We start from the raw sequence: 19,323 nt of genomic DNA, 5'->3' as shown, positions 1-19,323 counted from the left end.
GCCTACCTCCTGCTACGTTTCCGTTGTGATTTTGTGGGAATGTTTAATTCATCCCTGTATTTGGCAACGGTTCTCCGGGCAATTTTGATCCCGTCCCCGTTCAAAAGTTCAACTATTTTCTGATCGCTGTACGGTTTATCAGCATCTTCAGAATCCACAATAGACCTTATCATACTCTTAACTTTTTGTGTAGACATGTCTCCGTCGTCGGTGTCCAGACCTTTCACAAAAAAGGATTTGAGTTCAAAAAGCCCCTGCTCTGTCATCGCATATTTACCAGATGTAACCCTGCTGACCGTGGATTCATGCAGTCCTGTTTCGTCTGCGATATCTTTCAGTTTTAGTGGTTTCAGAAAATCAACCCCCATTTCAAGAAAGTCAGCCTGAACCTCTGTAAGTACCTTTACTACTTTATATATTGCTTTCTGACGTTTGTTAAGACTTTTAATAAGCCAGATAGCATTTTTAATCTTTTCTTCTATATATTCTTTAGTGTCTCCGTCAAGCTCTTTGTTTCTGAGCAAGCTCAGGTAATAACTATTCATCCTGAGTGCCGGCATTCCGTCTTCGTTAAGTATAATGTCATACCCATCGTCTTTTTTAACAATATAAACATCAGGTGTAACAGAATGGTTTGAATCTTTTGCATAATTCATCCCTGGTTTTGGGTCTGTTTTCCTGATGAGAAACAGCATGTGGTCAAATGTATCATCTTCTATAGAAAGACTGTTTTTGATTTCATCATAGCGGTACGCTATCAGATCTTTTTCATGGTTTTCCAGAAGCTCTGCGATGAAATCAATATAAACCTGCTCGACTTCAAACTGACAAAGCTGTATCGCTATGCACTCTCTAAGGTTTCTTGCACCAATCCCTGCCGGATCGAATGTCTGTATAAGTTCCAATGCTTTGGCAACAGTGTCTTCGTCAACCCCTGTTTCTTCTGCAACTTCCGAGAACTCCAGATCAAAATAACCTTCATCCGTCAGGCTTCCGATAATGTACTGTCCGGCGGTTAAAATGTCCTGAGAAGAGCCGGTTACTTTCAACTGGTACATAAGATGACCGTAAAGATTCTCCTGACCGCTGACAAATTTCTCAAGGTCATAACCTTCGTCGTCACTAGGGGTGTAAGAAACTTCACCTGAATCTCTGTACAGCTCTTCCCAGTCTATCTTTTCAAGGTCTTCATTCTGAACGTCATCTTTGGCATCTTTCTCTTCTTTTTCTTCTTTCTTTTCAGTTTTTTCTTCATCCGGTTCCTGCTCGATTTCTTCCAGAACAGGGTTCTCTGCGAGGCAGGTATTAAGTTCCTGCAAAAGTTCTGTCAAAGGCATCTGAAGGATAGCAAGAGACTGCTTCATCTGCGGTGTTATGTGCAGCTTCTGAGACAGTTTCCCACTGATTTCAAGATTTAGCCTGCCGCCTTTCACAGTGTAAAATCCTTACCCAGATACCTTTCTATCACTTGCTGATGCTTAACTATGTCAGAAGGATGTCCTTCTGTCAGTACATTGCCGTCAGCGATAATATAGGCACGGTCAGTTATTTTAAGGGTCTCCCTGACATTATGATCTGTAATCAAAACCCCTATCCCCATATCTCTCAGGGAAAAGATCATGTTTTGTATATCAGCTACGGATATCGGGTCTATACCGGAAAACGGTTCATCCAGAAGTATAACCTCCGGTTCACCTGACATACATCTGGCTATCTCAACTCTCCGCCTCTCTCCGCCGGAAAGAGAATACCCAAATGACTTTGCCACTTTCTGAAGATTGAAATTTTCGATAAGTCTCTCGGTATTTTCTCTGATAAGGCTCTTATCTTTGAATTTAAGCTCGAGGGCAGCATATATATTATCGTATACGGACATTTTACGGAAAACAGAAGGTTCCTGCGGAAGATATCCTATACCCCGCAAACTCCTTTTGTGCATAGAGCTGTTTGTGATGTCTTCACCATTGAGAAAGACAGAACCGCCATCGGGTCTCACAAGCCCCACGATCATATAAAAGGTCGTAGTCTTACCTGCACCGTTAGGACCGAGCAGCCCGACTATCTCCCCTTTTTCAACTCCTATACTGACATTTTCAACGACAGTACGTTTTTTATATATCTTAACAAGCTTATCAGCTATAAGTCCCAATTACTCATTCTCCTTTTGCGGTGTGATGATGATTTTGATCCTGTCACCTTTATTGTCACCCTTATCCACAAAAAGTCTGTTTGATTCCATGAAAAGTGTTATCTTTTCACCTTCAATATAATTGTCGCCCTTCCAGACTTTTGCATTATCGGTAAGAACAACTTTCTGTTCATCCTGATAAAGCCTTGCGAATCCGGACAGCGCGAGGAGGTCTTTATCTTCTATCCTGACATTACCTTTGCTGTAAATTTCTTTAACCTGATTTCCTTCCGCCGCCGTAACTTCCATCTCGTCGGATTTCATCGTCATATCGCCCCGAACCACAACCACATTTCCTGTTATAATAGACTTATTGCCTATCGTAACCATCTTATCGGCTTCTATGTGTATGGGCACTATCTCTTTATCTGCACTCTCAGTTTCAGCAGAGAAACCCCAGGCAGGAAAAGCCAGCAACAGTGCCAGCAGACTAATAATTTTTATATAAGATTTTAACATTACCATCAAACTCCAAACTCTTTGTCTTATTATAGATGAATAACTTGTCAGAAGAAATAGTTCCTTCCGTCCCTGTTATAGTTACATCACCGTCCAGCACACCAGTTTCAGTTTCAAAATCATAATGAAAACTGCCTGATTCTCCTGTTTCAAAGTCTCTGCCGTTTATCACGCCCTGTATTTTGCCGGTAGCGTCCATACGGACTTCTTCTTCCAGAAACCCTTTATCAGCACTAGCAGTGAGGTCTGTGGAACCTTTTTTATATACAAGTACGAAATCCACCAGATCAGCAGATCTGGCTTTTCTGTTCAGTACAGCCTGATCAGCATTGAGTTTATAAAAATTATTCTTTTCATCAACTACTTTTGCCATCTCAAAGTTATTTATAACAACACTGTCTTTCTTAACATTAATCGTCACGTTAGTCTTATCGCTTTTAAACAGCGAAACAGCAACCACTGCTCCAACAATGAATATTACGAGAAGAAAGAATTTTTTATTTCTGCCCATTTTCCGTTTCTCTCAAGGATAACCTCTATTAGTTCCCTGACAGCTCCGCTGCCTCCGTTTTTCACAGTTACATAGTCTACACTATCTTTCATATAATCGAAAGCATCAGACACAGTAGCAGAAAACCCCACAGTTTTTAAGAGGGAGATATCATTCAGGTCGTCTCCGATATAGGCACATTCTTCGTCACATACTCTAAGTTCTTTTTTCAGAGAGCTGTAACACTCGAGTTTGTCCTTAACGCCTGTATACACACGCCTTATGCCGAGTTCCTTCGTGCGGAGATCAGTAACAACAGACTTGCGTCCCGATATTATGATAACCTCGATGCCGTGTTTCTGGGCAAGTTTAATCCCGAGACCGTCCTTAACATCAAAACGTTTAGTCTCGTGACCATTTTCATCATAAATAATACCGCCGTCTGTCATAACACCATCGACATCAAGCATAAGAACTTTTATCATCAATACTCCCTTACTAACTAAGACCCTTTATTTGCAGTTTGATTCACAATTATCCTCTTGATAAGCATGTGCAGCCTCTATGAAACTGCTGAAAAGAGGATGCGGGTAAAACGGTTTAGATTTAAACTCAGGGTGAAACTGACACCCGAGAAACCACCTGTGAGATTTCAGTTCAAACATCTCAGCAAGCCCTCTCTCTTCGTTTACACCTATAAGAGAAAATCCGTTTGAAATCATTGCATCTTTATATTTGTTATTAAACTCAAGACGGTGTCTGTGGCGTTCAGATATCATCTTCTGGCCATAAGCTTTAAAGGCAGTGCTGTCTTCATCTAGAGTACATTCATAAGCACCGAGCCTCATTGTACCGCCCATCTGAGTAATAGTTTTCTGGTCTATCATGTAGTCTATTACCGGGTCTTCTGTATCAGCATCAAACTCAACACTGTGAGCATTTTCAAGCTTCAACACATTCCTTGCGAATTCTATAAGCATACACTGCAGTCCGAGACATATACCAAAGAGTGGAATGTCCTTAAGCCTTGCATAGTTGATAGCGTTAATTTTTCCTTGTATGCCTCTTTCTCCGAAACCGCCGGGAATAAGTATCCCGTCAACATCTTTGAAAAACTCATCAGGCTTCCTGCCGCTCTCAAGCTGCTCCGCATCAATGCGTTTGACATTTACTTTTAATTTATTCGCAATCCCGCCATGGATGAGTGCTTCGTTAATACTGATATAGGCATCTTTCAGGTCAACATATTTACCAACAAGTGCGATAGTAACTTCGCCTTCAGGTTTTTTAATACGGTGAACAATCTCTTCCCATTTGCGGATATCAGAAACGCGTTCGTCCATATTTAGTTTCTTCAGAACAAGCGCAGCAATCCCCTGTTCTTTGAGTGTGAGGGGAACTTCATATATAGTTTTAGCATCCAGACAGCTAACAACAGCATCTTTTGAAACATTGCAGAAAAGTGCTATTTTTTTCTTCATGCTGTCTTCTATAGGATACTCAGACCTGCAGACAAGAATATCCGGCTGGATACCTATCTCTCTGAGAGTTTTAACTGAGTGCTGAGTGGGCTTGGTTTTAAGCTCCCCCGCACTTTTTATATATGGAACAAGAGTCAGATGCATATAACATACGTCCTCTTCATTTATGTCAAATTTAAACTGCCTGATAGCCTCAAGGAAAGGGAGTGACTCAATATCACCAACTGTCCCGCCTATCTCAACTATAACGATGTCATAATTTTCAGAATCTTTGAGAATGTTCTCTTTGATCTCGTCTGTGATGTGAGGGATAACCTGAACTGTTCCGCCCAGATAGTCGCCGTTGCGTTCTTTGTCCAGAACAGACTTGTAAATTTTGCCGGCGGTAATATTGCTGACCTTCGATGTATTTGTGCTAAGATATCTTTCGTAGTGACCAAGATCGAGGTCAGTTTCCGCCCCGTCCTCTGTAACGAAAACCTCACCATGTTGAAACGGGCTCATTGTGCCCGGGTCAACGTTCAGATAAGGATCGTATTTTTTAATTGTTACTTTGTAACCTCTGGATTCGAGCAGCGCACCCACAGACGCAGCGGTAATCCCTTTTCCGAGTGATGATAAAACTCCACCAGTAGTAAAAACAAACTTTGCCATCAGACCATCCCGTTAATAATTTCTTCTGCTTTTAGTAAATCTTCTTCTGTATCAACTGATACAGGCTTGTATTCTGTATTTAACACTTTAATACGGACGCCGTTTTCAAGGGCACGGAGCTGCTCAAGTTTTTCTGCCTTTTCAAGAGACGAAGGCTCCATTGACGCAAACTGCATCAGCCACTCTTTACGGTAACCGTATATCCCTATATGTCTGTAATAATCCGTCTGTGCGTTATCTCTGTTAAAAGGAATTGCAGCACGTGAGAAATACAGCGCATACCCGTCTTTATCGGTAACAACCTTTACACTGTTCGGGTCTGCAATGTCCTCCCCCGCATCAAATCTGCAGGCGGCGGTGTTCATCATCACATCCGGATTTTTCTGAAGGTCGTCTATAAGCATATTTATAAGGGCAGGATCAATGAATGGTTCATCCCCCTGCACATTTATAATTATATCATCCATTGCAAATTTAGCCACGACAGCGACTCTGTCTGTCCCCGACTGAATGTCCGGTGATGACATGGTGGATTCAAGACCATCCATAGTCTCGCAGACCTTAAGTATTTCCTGTGAATCAGTTGCGACAACAACCCTGTCTGCTTTTGCCTGCATACACCTTTCGGCAACACGAAGGATCATCGGCACATCTTTTATCTTTCTGAGAGGCTTGCCCGGAAGCCTTGTTGAAGCGTGTCTGGCGGGGATAACAACTAAACTCATAATTACCTCACAATAATACTGACAGCCATGGCACATGTCTTACTGTGAGAAATACTAAGCTGAATATCCTCTCTCAGTTTACCGCACAAATATACAACAGGTGCCCCTGCATTGTCATTCAGTATCTCAATTTCGTTGAAAGAAATTTTACCTATCCCTGTACCCAGAGATTTAGAAATAGATTCTTTGGCGGCAAACCTGCCGGCAAGAAAAGTAATACTATCGTTGCGTTTACGAAAGATGTCAATCTCACATTTTGAGAGTATCCTATGGACAAAAGCATCTCCGTGCCGTTCCAATGCATCCTTTAAGCGTTCGGTCTCAATTATATCACACCCGAGCATCCATCAATGCCCTGTGTATAATATCTTTCATCTCTCTGACCGCCTTTTCCAGCCCTACGTAGATAGCTCTGGATATTATAGAATGCCCGATATTAACTTCATACATCCCGGGGATGCACACTATTTCGCCAACGTTGCGGTAGTTCAGACCGTGACCGGAGTTTAGCACAAGCCCAAGCTCCCTGCTCTTTTCACCTGCAAACATTATACGTGAAAGTTCCTCACGCTGGGCTGCCCCTTTAGCATCAGCATATGCTCCGGTATGAAGCTCAACAGCGCTTGCGTGTGTTTCAGCAGAAGCATCAATCTGCTTATTGTCAGGATCGACAAAGAGACTTACAAAGATACCGGCGCTTTTCAGCGTGGAAACAGCGTCATTTATGGTCTCAAAGTTTTTAATGACATCCAGACCGCCTTCAGTAGTAAGCTCCTGTCTCTTTTCAGGAACAAGAGTAACCATGTCCGGCTCTGTTTCAAGGGCTATCTCTACCATCTCCGGTGTGCACGCCATTTCAAGATTCAGGCGTGTTTTTATTGTCTCACGCAGGACTCTGAGGTCTCTGTCATTTATGTGTCTTCTATCTTCTCTAAGGTGTACTGTTATCTGATCAGCACCGCCAAGTTCAGCCAGAACAGCCGCATGGACAGGGTCAGGTTCAACACCCAGCCTAGCCTGCCTGACAGTTGCAACATGGTCTATGTTAACCCCAAGTCGTATCATTTATGAAAGCTCCTCTATCTCTTTAACGGCATTGGCGCCGATGTTTTCTGCATATTCAGTTATCCTGCTCAGGTCTTCTCCTTCAAGCATAACACGAAGCTTGTTCTCTGTACCTGAATACCTTACGAGAACACGCCCGGTTCCATCCAGCTCTTTATTAACAGCCTGAATTTCCTTCGATGTTCTTTCGAGGTAATCAACAGGAATTTTCTTCTGCACTTTAAAGTTTTTTAATACCTGCGGATAAAGTGTTATGAATTTTTTCAGTTCACTAAGGGGTTTACCGCTGCGCACTATAACTTTAAGAAGCTGCATTGCACTCACCAGACCGTCACCGGTTGTATTATAGTCACTGAAAATGATATGACCGGACTGTTCACCGCCGAGGTTATAGCCGTTCTTCAACATTTCTGCCATAACATACCTGTCGCCGACATCGGTACGAACAAGTTTCACACCTGCTTCCAGCATAGATTTTTCAAAACCGAAATTGCTCATAACGGTACAGACCATGGTGTTTTTATTCAGATATCCGAGACTGTTCATATATTTTGCACAGATCCCCATGATAATGTCACCGTCGACCATCTCGCCGTTTTCATCAGAGAAAATGACTCTGTCGCCGTCACCGTCAAAAGATATACCCAGATCAGCACCCTTCTCTTTCACCTTTGCACACATGGCTTCAGGATAGACAGAGCCACACCCGCTGTTTATATTCATGCCGTCAGGTTCGTTACCCATCACATTTATCTTCGCTGCCAGCTCTTCGAAAGCCATAGGCGCAACTTTATAGTTAGCACCGTTTGAACAGTCAACTACAAGGCGCATTCCGCTCAGGTCTATATCTTTGTCAAATGTACTTTTGGAAAATTCAACATATCTGCCAATGGCAGTGTCAACACGGTATGCCTTACCGATACGGTCAGTAGATATAGGGATTTCTCCGTTCTGTATCATCTCATCTGTTGTTTGCTCAATGGATATTTCTGTCTCATCCGGCAGTTTGTATCCGTCACCAGAGAAGAATTTTATACCGTTATCATAATAGGGGTTATGGGAGGCTGATATCACAACACCCGCATCAGCACGGAGGCTTCTGGTGATAAAAGATATCGCCGGTGTGGGCAAAACTCCCACAAGAACAGCATCAAGCCCCATGGATGTAATACCTGAAACCAAAGCCGACTCAAACATATAGCCGGAAACTCTGGTATCTTTCCCTATCACTACTTTATGTATCTTTTTCCCGCCGTTGGAAAATTGTTTTGCCACCGCCTGACCGAGACGGAGGGCAAAAGTGGCGGTCATCGGAAATTCATTAGCTTTGCCGCGGACTCCGTCAGTCCCGAAGTACTTCCTCATTTACTACCTCAACTCTTACCTTTGCAGGTTCTACACTTAATACTTTAAACATTTTAGAGTCATTCAGATTCAGCTTCCGCAGATATTTCCCTTTTGTTTTGACACCGCTCATGTCAACAGTAGGGTAAAGTTCGCTTTTTATAACGTCTTCCTGCAAAAGGTCTATTCTTCCAGAGACTTTAAGAGTCACGGTATCCAGAATTTTAGCCTTCAGTCCATGGGGGAGCATCACCGCACGAACAGGAATGTCTTTGAATTCTTTCTCCTGAATGTCTTCTTTAAAAACAACAAATACTTCTACCTGCTGCGGATTATACTCCTGAATACCTTCATAGGACTTCATCCCTATGCTATAGGTTATAGGGTCTCTCTTATCCGAGAGATTCACAGGCAGAGTTTCCACAGTGTTCTGGCTTTCGATCTTTGACTTTGCCGCCTTTACCTGAACACTTTCAGGGAAAACATTAACACTGCCCACTTTATATCCGGATGCAGGCTCACCTATAAAAGTCGGAGCAACTTTCATCTGTTTCAGAATAAGTGAGTCAACAATAATCTCTATAGCTGCCGGCTGTATATCCATAACCTGAATACCGGGGGGCATCTTTATGTTTTTTAAGCTTATGATCGCATTATTATAACCGGGCTTCATGCCGGAAACATCAAAATCAATACTGACATCCCCGAATTTCTCTTCATTAACAAGTGACTTAGGACCTTTCGCATGTATATTTATAAGATGTTCATCCGTCACAGCAACATACCCGTCAGGTATATTAGTAAGCTTTACAGGGACATATAAAGATATCTCCTGAAATTCTCCTGTAACAAGACTCAGCCAGAGAATAACAGCGATAAAAACACTCATAAGCTTCAGAGGAAGGTTATTTAGAAGAAGGTTCTTGAACATCATTCCCCCCCTTTTTATGAAGTACAGTTTTCTTTTTCCCGAAAATATCTTCGAGTATATCCCGAAGCTGATCAGCATCAAGTTCGTCTGAGAGCTGTCCGTTCTGAGCGACGGTGATAGACCCTTTCTCCTCACTGACAGCTATTGCCAGCGCATCAGTTTCTTCTGTGACTCCGACAGCAGCTCTGTGCCTTGTTCCGTAGTTTTTACCAAGATCAGTCTGTCTTGTAAGCGGAAGGATGCTTCCCGCTGTGGCTATGCGTCCATTCGATATGAGCACTGCACCATCGTGAAGAGGTGAGTAAGGGATAAAAATACTGATTAATATCTCTCTTGAGATTTCACAATCAAGTTTGTGACCTGTATCATCCAGAAAGTGTTCAAGGTCAGTGTCACGCTGAAGGACAATTAACGCTCCTATCTGCCTGTTGGCAAGGATTGTCGCTGCCTTAACGATCTCGTCCAGAATCACGCTTTTCGCCTTTGCCGAACTGCCGAAAACTTTCGTCTCGCCAATAAATGCAAGAGCACGTCTGATTTCCTGCTGAAAAAGTACAACTATAATTATGAAAAGATAACCGGTGAAATTATTTAAAACCCAGCTTGTGGTTTTAAGACCAAGGAATTTTGCGGCGAACGAGACCAGAACAAGCAGCATGATCCCCATAAGCATGGGCAGTGCTCTCGTCCCCTTGATAAGAAGAAGGATGTAGTAGAGCACAATTGCAATTATAGCAATGTCTAAGATATCAAAAATACCGACTGACTTTATCAGTTCGAGCATCTCTCACCTGCCTCTTTTGCTTTCATGTATACGCTTATCATATCGGCAGTTTCGTCGATATCATGTGCCCTGATTATATCTGCACCTTTTATAAGTGCAATTGTTTCTGCTGTGATAGTACCCGCAAGCCTCTGGACAGGAGGTCTGCCTATGACATTGCCTATCATAGATTTTCTGGATATGCCGGCGAGAACAGGAAATCCGCTCTCCTTAAATCTCTCCAGCTTCATCAGCAGCCTGTAATTATCCTCTACACTCTTTCCGAAACCAAACCCCGGGTCAAGGCATATAGCACTTTCTTCTATACCATCCTTTATGCATTGTTCCGCTGCTTCGAAAAGGTATCTGCGGACATCTTCAACAACATCAACATATACCGGATTCGCCTGCATATCTTTCGGCGCCCCCTGCATATGCATTATACATACGCTGCATTTATACTCAGCACATATTTTCCGCATATGTTCATCACGCATCCCCGTGATGTCGTTAATCATACCTGCACCGCTTTCAAGAACTGCTTTCGCAACTTCCGGTTTGTTGGTATCCACAGAAACATAGAGACCACTTTCTGAAGCGAGCTTAACAGCAGGGACAACCCTGTTTATCTCTTCATCTGCATTTATAAATTCCGAACCGGGTCTGGTAGATTCACCACCTATGTCGGCGATATCAACACCTTTGGACACAAATTCCTCTATACGGGATATCATACCGTCAACATGGTTAAACATCCCACCGTCACTGAAAGAATCAGGAGTGATGTTTAATATCCCCATCAAAAGAGGTCGTTTAAGCGAAAATGATTTCACTCTTGAAGTTAAAATGGTGTCCCCCGCTATATACACGGAAAGGCGTACATAACGTACGCCTTTTCCGATCTTTCGTAAATATCTTTAATGAGCATTCCGGACATTAAACTGTCTCAGTTTCCTCATCTGTTATAACATTTACCTCAGTGTCAGATTCAGGCTGTTTCTCAGGCTCGATCCCCATAAGAGTATCGATTTCTTTACCGTCTATAGTTTCCTTTTCAAGCAGGAGTTTTGCAACTCCGTGGAGAAGATCAATATTATCTTCCAGTATTTGTCTGGCGTGGTTATACCCGCCCATAACGAAGTTCTTCACTTCATCATCAATGGAAACTGCTGTGGTCTCGCTATAGTCCTGAGCGTGCCCTATCTCTTTTCCGAGGAAGACCTGCTCTTCCTTTTTGCCATACGCAAGAGGTCCCATCTTCTTACTCATACCCCAGCTGCAAACCATCTTTCTGGATATGTCAGAAGCTCTTTCAATATCGTTGCCTGCACCGGTTGTGAGTCTGTTGAAAATAAGCTCCTCGGCAACACGCCCCCCCATGAGAACTGCAAGCATGCTTTCCATATATTCTTTGGTATACATATGTCTGTCATCCTGCGGAAGCTGCATTGTCACACCGAGTGCCATACCGCGGGGGATAATACTGACTTTATGTACAGGATCAGCATCGGGAATAAATTTAGCAACAATAGCGTGCCCTGCCTCGTGATAAGCCGTATTCTCTTTCTCTTTATCACTGATAGCCATGCTGCGTCTCTCTTTCCCCATCATGACTTTATCTTTTGCTTCTTCGAAGTCTGCCATTGTGACACTTTCCTGATTCTTTCTGGCAGCCAGAAGTGCCGCTTCATTCACAAGGTTAGCAAGTTCTGCACCGGCGTACCCTGGTGTGCCCTTCGCAATAATAGAAAGGTCTATATCATCTGACTTTTTAACATTAGTAGCGTGAACCTCAAGGATCATAAGACGCCCGTTCATGTCCGGTCTTGGCACGACAACCTGCCTGTCAAAACGCCCGGGTCTGAGGAGCGCAGGGTCAAGAACGTCCGGTCTGTTGGTTGCCGCAATGAGAATTACCCCTTCGTTGGACTCAAAACCGTCCATCTCAACCAGAAGCTGATTAAGTGTCTGTTCGCGTTCATCGTGTCCACCGCCGAGACCTGCACCTCTGTGACGCCCTACAGCGTCGATCTCATCTACAAAGATAATACACGGAGCATTCTTCTTCCCCTGTTCGAAAAGATCACGGACACGGGATGCACCAACACCGACAAACATCTCTACGAAATCAGAACCTGATATGGAGTAAAACGGAACTCCCGCTTCACCTGCAACAGCTCTGGCGAGAAGAGTTTTACCTGTCCCCGGAGGCCCCACAAGGAGAACGCCCTTCGGTATCTTGCCACCGAGTTTCTGAAATTTCTGCGGGTCTTTAAGAAACTCAATAATCTCCTCAAGCTCCTCTTTTGCCTCTTCAACCCCAGCTACATCCTTAAACGTAACTTTATGCTGGTCCTGAGTAAGCAGTTTTGCTTTCGATTTACCAAAACTGAAAGCTTTTCCGCCGGCACCACCCTGCATCTGCCGCATAAAGAATATCCACACACCAATAAGCAGAAGCATAGGAAGCCATGATATAAGCACCTGCATATACCATGGGTTTCTGTCTGGCGGAAGCGCGGTTATCTGTACTTTATTATCTCTGAGTGTCTGAACAAGTGCCGCATCGTCCGGAGTATAAGTTTCGAACTGTCCCCCTTCAAGCAACACACCGCTCACTTTATTCTGTTTTATTGTCACAGACTGGACATTACTGCTTGCTACCTGATCTAAAAATTCAGAATAGCTGATATTTTTTCTGGCTGCCTGTGTTCCGCTTATCACGTTAAAGAGAAACACCATGATAAAGGCTATTATCAGCCACAGTGCCAGGTTTTTGTAAAAGCTGTTATTCATCAATCACTCCGATGCATCTGAGCCTGTAAATTCTACAGTGCATATATTTTTTAAGTTTCTATAATATCCGTCATAATCAAGCCCATAGCCCACTACAAATTCATCAGGGATCTCAAACCCCTCATAATCAAGCTCTATATCAGCCACCCTTCGCTCCGGCTTATTCAGAAGTGAGACTATTTTAATAGAAGCGGGCTTTCGGACGGTCAACATCTTTTTAAGATAAGAAAGAGTGTTCCCCGTATCAAGTATATCTTCAACAATAAGAAGATGAGTATCATCCAACGGTCTGTCAAGATCGTGAAGAACTCTAACCTCCCCTGTGGATTTTGTGCCTTTATAGCTGGAAACAGCGAGAAAACCTATCTCGACGTTAACTGATTCCATCTCTCTGACCAGGTCTGCCATAAAAATAACCGACCCCTTTAATACTCCGACAGCAAGTACGCTCTTGCCTGCATAATCAGCAGAAATCTGTCTGCCCAGCTCAGCAACCCGTGTTCTGATCGCCTGTTCGCTTATCATCTCTTTTAAAATATGCTGCTTCAAATCATAACTCCAGATTTTTCCTGTTAACAGACACAGTTATAGTATCATCACTGGAGATATTTTCAACCCATACAATGCAATTATCACAAAGAATTATGAGTGATGTGTCACGAACAAAAAGATCCAGCTTTTTATCTATAAAAATGTCTTTCAGTTTTTTATTTCCAAACCTATCCCCCACAGCCCTCTTTCTGACTATGAGTTCTTTGTCAACCCAATCACCTTTAAAGGTGATCATTTTGCCTAAATGCCTTACATAAAGCTCTGTCTCAGAAGCTTTTTTTACTTGCTCAAACTTTACTATCAGCCGCTTATGAAAAAGTCTCAGCAGCTTATCGCTCTTCTCAAACCGATACCCGTCTGGCATATCGATACGAACAGAATAATCAGTCTCCACAAGGTGTTTCATATCTTCTATATGTCTGCGTTCCACACGAAAAAGCTGAGACGCCATACTGTGCAGCAGATAATCCTGTTCCACCTCATGCAATGAGTCGAAAACCTGCCTCTCCACCGCAAGAACTGAACCGTCTGAAACATTTATCAGCGGCTTAAGCCTTTCTTCTAAGTAGCTGTCATACTTGACCGCATCATGCATTATACCGAGAATATTATTCTCAAATCCCGGTCTATACTCAGACAGGGTTGCAGTGATATGGTTCCGAATAAAATTACGAAGGTAGCTGTCATCATTATTAGTCTCATCCACAGCATGTTTTATCTTGTATCTGTTTATATATTCAAGTATCTCTTCTGTAGAGATATCAAGCATAGGTCTGAACAAATCTCTATCCCGCTCTGTGATGCCCTTTAGGGAGAAAACAGAAGCCCCCTGCACCGCATGGATAAAAAAAGTTTCGACAACATCATTTTTAGTATGAGCAGTAAGCAGCAGTTCAGCGTCAAAATGCTTCATCGCATTGTACAAGGCCCTATACCTGACTATGCGCGCACCATGCTCAAAGCTCATCTTTTTCACTTCGCAGTACCTTGGCACATCCGCACGGTATGATATAAATGGGATAGATAACTTCTCACAAAAATCAGCGCAGAACTTTTCGTCCCATAGGGATGTCTTTCTGAAAAGATGATTTATATGACATGCCGAAACACTATAGCCCTGAATACCTTCATTCCTCTTAAGAAAATGCAGAAGAGCCACAGAGTCCTTCCCGCCTGAGAATGCCACGAGTAAACGTCTGCCAACAAAATCGCCCAGCTTGGACGAGAGTTTTTTCTCAAACGATAAAGTCATCTCTTTTTGTAAATATCTCCTCAAATTTCTGTTTCATATCTTCATAGCCTGACTTTCCAAGAAGCCCATAGGCGTAATTCTTCCCTTCTTCAACACCAGGCTGGTCAAAAGGGTCTATATCACAGGCAAGTCCTATAACAGGCACAACATACTGCCACAGCATAAAAAGAGAGCCGAGAGTATATTCGTCCAGCGAATCAACAGATATCTTTACAGACGGCTTGCCGGTATTTTTGAGAGCTGCCTCAGTTGTGAGCAGCTCAATATTACAGAGCTCGCCCAGACTGTGCCCTTCCAGATAACCGTAGTCGTCATATTCTGCCATAATCTTTTTATCTTTTTCATGCTTTTCAACTTCTATAAAGGTCACCACTTTATCTTCTGGTCCCTCTTTGAAAAGCTGAACCTGAGAGTGCTGATCTATAACGCCAACAGCCTTAACAGGGGTCGAGCCGAACATAACTATATTTCCGTCCGTGTCGGTTCTTTTCCCCAGACTCTCTCCCCATAGCTGGCAATACCAGTCAGCGAATGACGAAAGCCTTGATGAATAAGGCATAAGCACATTAATATTTTTACCGTTCTCCATAAAATACATATATATGGAGCTGAGTGTAATTATCTTTTCATATTTATCACGAGTAACAGAAGCGGCACCTTCCAGAAGTTTGTCAATGTCTATGCCAAGCAGTGCAGCAGGAAGAAGCCCTACAGGTGAAAGCACGCTGAAGCGTCCTCCGACATTATCCGGGATAGGGAAAACAGGAAAACCTTCTTTCTCTGAGATTTCGCGCAGTGTACCCTTCTCAGGGTCTGTTATGGTGCATATATGTTTTTTAGGCTCCTTAGCACCTTCGTCAAGCCACTCATAAATGACGTTAAAATTTGCAGCAGTCTCAACAGTGCTGCCTGATTTTGTTATCACACAGATAAAAGTATCTTCCGGCTCACACTCGTTCAGAATAGCCGAAATCTTTGCAGGATCGACATTATCCGCAACCCAGACACGGGGAAATGCTCCCCTCTGGGAGAAAGAACGTGCATTATGTCCGTATGGGAGAAGAGCACCGCAAAGTGTCTCCATCCCGAGAGAGCTCCCGCCGATACCGATAAGTATCAGGTCATTAAATTTACCGCTCATCTCTTTTGCAAACTTCTTCATAGCAGAAGTATCCTGCCCGGGGAGATTTACGAAACCAGCCTTATCCTCGTCCACAAGACGAAGCAGACGGGAGAGCCCCATCCTTGCTTTCTCTCTGTATTTCTCCAGAGCTGTATCATCAAGCCCGCACTCAACAAATGCCTTCATGGCATAGTTAAAGTCAACCTTCATTCTCTGCATCTTCTACCTCCAGAAATGCAACGGCCTCATCAAGAGTATTAATCCTAGGCACATCTTTTAGCACAGTGGCAAAATATTTGCCATAATTTTTGGTATCAATCCGCCTGTCAAGCACCACCCATACACCTTTGTCATCTTCGTGACGAAGAAGTCTTCCGACAGCCTGACGATAGTATATCACAGCCCGGGGGAGAAAATAATCCATAAATGGTTCCTGACCTTTTTTACGAACACTCTCCGCCTGCTCTTTCAGCACCAGATCGTCAGGGTATTCAAAAGGTAGTTTATCGAGAACAACATAAGATATCCCCGTATGTGCGAAATCCATCCCCTCACGAAAAACAGCACAGCCCACAAAGATAGTATCTTTCAGCCCCTCGGTATCTTTTATATCTATATCTCTCTGAGAATAAACCCTTCCGGGGCAAAGTTCTTTCAGCATTTTAGTCAGTTTCAGCATCCGCCCCACACTGTTGCAGATTATAAGTACAGACCCCTTCGCCTTAAGAGCAAGCTCTTCATAAAAAGCTTCGTCACAGTCCTGCACCAGAAGACGCCCCTGTTGCGCCATATCAAATACAGGCTCAAGGCTCATCTTGCCGATTTCTTCTTCTTCATACCCTGTCTCAGAGAGAAAATAACTGAAATTACCCTTCCCTGAAAGTGTCGCACTGACGAAAACAGGCGAAAGACATGCGTTTTTCATACCTTCACGGAGCTTATCGGCAGCATTCAGCGGAATATACTGAAGCAGTATGTCCCCCCTTTCCTGCTCTACAAAGCGAACTCCTTCACTGTCGCCGAGAACACTTACAGCCTTCTCCACCAGACGCTTATGTACATTTTTCATCTCTTCAAAATCTTTTTCGCCTATGGCTTTATTAACAAATTCGATATAAGGGAGCAGCGCCCCTCTGAAATCATTAGTATATGTACGTGTTTTTATAGTTTCAAGAAGCCCCGAAAGCATCCCCGCCGCAAGCTCTATCTCACGGGGGTCGAACGCCTGTCTGTTTTCGTTCATAAGTTTGAGAAAACTCCGCAGTGAAAGCTCTGTTCCTGCAAAGCGAGGGAAGATATCAGGGATAGAATGAGCCTCATCCATTATAATATGATCTGCAAAATCAAAAATGGATGCATGTTCATTTTCAGATTTCAGAGCAAAGTCACTCATAAGCAGGTAGTGGTTTGTGATTACAATATCTGCACTGTTTGCCTGCTCTTTTGCCCGGTAGAAAGAGCAGATATCATAAAATTCGCATTTAGAAGCTGTACACTGCCATGAATCAGTTGAAATGTGCTCTATTTCGTGCGGCGAAAACACACCTATAGGCACATCTATTATCTCCTGATCAACAACAGACCCGTACCATTCCACCACCCGCTCGAAACGCCCCTGATTAGGATAGACAAACCGGAAAAAACGTAGGTGACAGAAATAGTTTCTACGCCCCTTTAAAACAGCCACAAACCTGTCATCACCGAATATGCGGTTTACCGCCTCTATATCTTTCCCTGCAATCTGGGACATAAGCTGTTTTGTTTTTGTAGAAATAATGGTTCGCCTGCCCAGCTCAAAAGCAGGTATAAGATAGGCAAAGGTTTTACCTGAACCTGTAGGCGCCTCTACAACCGCCGGCTGATAGGTTTTCATGGAATCAAAAATAAAATTGGCAGCGTCTAGCTGAGCGTCTCTCTGTCTGTATCTTGGGAGAATATCAGAGAGTGAACCAACTTTGCTGAAATACTTATCCATTGACATCTGAATACAATAGTTGAATAAATGCATTGTTTCAAATATATTTATTACATTAATTTTTTCGGGATATAAATATGAACAGAATACTAACAACATTAGCCATCACTATAATAATACTAACCGCCGCATGTGCGAATCCGGCAGACCGGAAAGAGAAACAGGAAAAAGCCACGGCTATCCCCCAAACAGCCCCTGCAGAGCAGACAGTCAGCCAGACAAGCCACCGGATGACCCCTGTTGTTCAGGCTATACAGAAAATTGATGAGTCGGTGGTAAATATCAGAACGGAAAAACTTATAAAAAAGCAAAGCCCGTTCTTTGGCGATAATGCCCTTACAGATAACTTCTTAAACGATTTTTTCGGTTTCAACAGAACATACAAAACACAATCACTGGGCTCCGGTGTTGTGATAAAAGAGGACGGTACCATAGTAACAAACTACCATGTTGTTAAAGGCGCCACAAAAGTCATTGTGATGTTTACCGATGAAAAAACATACGAAGCAGAATATTTAGGCGGTGACGAAATACTCGATATTGCCGTTTTAAAAATAAAAGACGCAGAAAATATAAAATTTCAAGCTGCCGTAACCGGAGACAGTGACGATATAATGATGGGGGAAACCGTTATCGCAATGGGCAACCCTTACGGACTGAGCAGCTCAATAACAACGGGTATAATAAGCTCTAACAACAGAGTAATCAATATCGGTAACGGCTACTCTGTCTTCATACAGACTGACGCACTTATCAACCCTGGAAACTCCGGAGGACCCCTTGTTAACCTTGACGGAGAAGTAATCGGAATAAACACCGCTATCTTTAAAGAAGCTCAGGGGATAGGTTTCTCTATCCCGGTGAACACCATTCTTCGCATATTACCGGAGATAATGAAAAACGGACGTGTCAGAATGGGCTACATGGGCTTCACTGTCCACGAAGACAAAACCAGCGAAGGCACCAGACTGACAGTAACCCGTGTTGAAAGACAGTCAAATGCAAACTTCATAGGTATAGAGGTTGGAGACCAGATACTTCAGGTGGCAGGAATCCCTGTTGCGTCTCTTCAGGCTATGAGCAACATGCTCCGCAGTTACCCTCCCGGCTCTAGTGTTGCTGTGGCTATTAAGAGAGGAAACAAAACACTTCAGGGGAAAATTGCCATATCAGATTACCCTGACAACTATGGTCTCACTATCCTTAAAAACATTTACGGATTAACTTTTGAAAAGACAGATAAATTTGTAACTATAACAAGCTCAACTAAAGACGATTTCTTTAAAACAGGGGATATACTGATCGCCATAGAAAACAATGAAATAAAAAGCCTTGAAGAACTAAATAAACTTATTGTTGAGAATCTTGGAGAGGTCTCCGTTCTCAGCATATACAGAGGAGGTAACCTAATAAGAGTTAAACTGCCTCTTTAAGTTTTCAATTGCAAACTAAAAAAACATTGGTTATCTTTGTTGCCTCGGACTTTACATATTAATACAATTTTAATGTAGAGTTAACAAAACAA

Annotated in this window: 19 protein-coding genes; 1 reads left to right on the top strand and 18 read right to left on the bottom strand. The window is 43.0% G+C overall.

The features are described from left to right. Positions 1-2 precede the first annotated feature (2 nt). The 18 genes from rpoN to DACET_RS06485 all read right to left on the bottom strand — a co-directional run bounded on the left by rpoN (position 3) and on the right by DACET_RS06485 (position 17,804). Positions 3-1,433 carry an RNA polymerase factor sigma-54 gene (gene rpoN, locus DACET_RS06570; RefSeq protein WP_013010603.1) on the bottom strand — a complete coding sequence of 477 codons (1,431 nt, stop codon included), beginning with the start codon at positions 1,431-1,433 and terminating at the stop codon, positions 3-5. Then, a complete protein-coding gene (gene lptB, locus DACET_RS06565; RefSeq protein ID WP_013010602.1) occupies positions 1,430-2,149 on the bottom strand; it encodes an LPS export ABC transporter ATP-binding protein in 720 nt (239 codons plus the stop codon). The genes rpoN and lptB overlap by 4 nt, the downstream gene beginning before the upstream one ends. Next, a complete protein-coding gene (gene lptA, locus DACET_RS06560; protein ID WP_013010601.1) occupies positions 2,150-2,647 on the bottom strand; it encodes a lipopolysaccharide transport periplasmic protein LptA in 498 nt (165 codons plus the stop codon). It abuts the gene before it with no gap. Then, a complete protein-coding gene (gene lptC / locus DACET_RS06555; RefSeq protein ID WP_013010600.1) occupies positions 2,619-3,158 on the bottom strand; it encodes an LPS export ABC transporter periplasmic protein LptC in 540 nt (179 codons plus the stop codon). The genes lptA and lptC overlap by 29 nt, the downstream gene beginning before the upstream one ends. Beyond that, entirely contained in the window at positions 3,125-3,622 is a 498-nt protein-coding gene (locus DACET_RS06550) for a KdsC family phosphatase (RefSeq protein ID WP_013010599.1), read from the bottom strand. Before DACET_RS06550 ends, lptC begins: the two co-directional genes overlap by 34 nt. A 27-nt stretch (positions 3,623-3,649) precedes the next feature. Beyond that, positions 3,650-5,272: a CTP synthase gene (gene pyrG / locus DACET_RS06545; protein WP_013010598.1), complete on the bottom strand. Its 1,623-nt coding sequence runs from the start codon at positions 5,270-5,272 to the stop codon at positions 3,650-3,652. Continuing rightward, on the bottom strand, positions 5,272-5,997 hold the full coding sequence (kdsB, locus tag DACET_RS06540) for a 3-deoxy-manno-octulosonate cytidylyltransferase (RefSeq protein WP_013010597.1): 726 nt from the start codon (positions 5,995-5,997) through the stop codon (positions 5,272-5,274). The genes pyrG and kdsB overlap by 1 nt, the downstream gene beginning before the upstream one ends. A 2-nt stretch (positions 5,998-5,999) precedes the next feature. Next, positions 6,000-6,341, bottom strand: a complete 342-nt coding sequence (gene acpS, locus DACET_RS06535; RefSeq protein WP_013010596.1) for a holo-ACP synthase — start codon at positions 6,339-6,341, stop codon at positions 6,000-6,002. Further along, a complete protein-coding gene (locus tag DACET_RS06530; protein ID WP_013010595.1) occupies positions 6,328-7,062 on the bottom strand; it encodes a pyridoxine 5'-phosphate synthase in 735 nt (244 codons plus the stop codon). Before DACET_RS06530 ends, acpS begins: the two co-directional genes overlap by 14 nt. Beyond that, the gene (gene glmM, locus DACET_RS06525) at positions 7,063-8,427 is read right to left on the bottom strand and encodes a phosphoglucosamine mutase (protein ID WP_013010594.1); all 1,365 of its coding nucleotides are present in this window, start codon (positions 8,425-8,427) and stop codon (positions 7,063-7,065) included. It lies immediately after the preceding gene. Next, entirely contained in the window at positions 8,405-9,340 is a 936-nt protein-coding gene (locus DACET_RS06520; RefSeq protein ID WP_169304198.1) for a CdaR family protein, read from the bottom strand. The genes glmM and DACET_RS06520 overlap by 23 nt, the downstream gene beginning before the upstream one ends. Beyond that, entirely contained in the window at positions 9,312-10,121 is an 810-nt protein-coding gene (gene cdaA, locus DACET_RS06515; protein WP_013010592.1) for a diadenylate cyclase CdaA, read from the bottom strand. Before cdaA ends, DACET_RS06520 begins: the two co-directional genes overlap by 29 nt. Further along, positions 10,109-10,900 carry a dihydropteroate synthase gene (gene folP, locus DACET_RS06510; protein WP_041229931.1) on the bottom strand — a complete coding sequence of 264 codons (792 nt, stop codon included), beginning with the start codon at positions 10,898-10,900 and terminating at the stop codon, positions 10,109-10,111. Before folP ends, cdaA begins: the two co-directional genes overlap by 13 nt. 136 nt (positions 10,901-11,036) lie before the next feature. Continuing rightward, complete coding sequence (gene ftsH, locus DACET_RS06505) at positions 11,037-12,896, bottom strand: ATP-dependent zinc metalloprotease FtsH (RefSeq protein ID WP_013010590.1); 1,860 nt, start codon at positions 12,894-12,896, stop codon at positions 11,037-11,039. 3 nt (positions 12,897-12,899) lie between these two features. Further along, a complete protein-coding gene (gene hpt / locus DACET_RS06500; RefSeq protein ID WP_013010589.1) occupies positions 12,900-13,445 on the bottom strand; it encodes a hypoxanthine phosphoribosyltransferase in 546 nt (181 codons plus the stop codon). Between the two features lies 1 nt (position 13,446). Next, a complete protein-coding gene (tilS, locus tag DACET_RS06495) occupies positions 13,447-14,700 on the bottom strand; it encodes a tRNA lysidine(34) synthetase TilS (RefSeq protein ID WP_013010588.1) in 1,254 nt (417 codons plus the stop codon). Further along, positions 14,684-16,042: a hypothetical protein gene (locus DACET_RS06490; protein WP_013010587.1), complete on the bottom strand. Its 1,359-nt coding sequence runs from the start codon at positions 16,040-16,042 to the stop codon at positions 14,684-14,686. The genes tilS and DACET_RS06490 overlap by 17 nt, the downstream gene beginning before the upstream one ends. Continuing rightward, positions 16,023-17,804, bottom strand: coding sequence for an ATP-dependent DNA helicase (locus tag DACET_RS06485; RefSeq protein ID WP_169304196.1), 1,782 nt, complete (start codon positions 17,802-17,804; stop codon positions 16,023-16,025). The genes DACET_RS06490 and DACET_RS06485 overlap by 20 nt, the downstream gene beginning before the upstream one ends. A 71-nt stretch (positions 17,805-17,875) precedes the next feature. Here DACET_RS06485 and DACET_RS06480 point away from each other — a divergent pair, with 71 nt between their 5' ends. Next, complete coding sequence (locus DACET_RS06480) at positions 17,876-19,231, top strand: S1C family serine protease (protein WP_013010585.1); 1,356 nt, start codon at positions 17,876-17,878, stop codon at positions 19,229-19,231. The last annotated feature ends 92 nt before the right edge of the window (positions 19,232-19,323 follow it).

It is taken from the genome of Denitrovibrio acetiphilus DSM 12809 (assembly GCF_000025725.1).
Lineage (GTDB): Bacteria > Chrysiogenota > Deferribacteres > Deferribacterales > Geovibrionaceae > Denitrovibrio > Denitrovibrio acetiphilus.
Note: the sequence above shows the minus strand (reverse complement) of the source record. Positions and strands in the feature narration are given on the sequence as shown.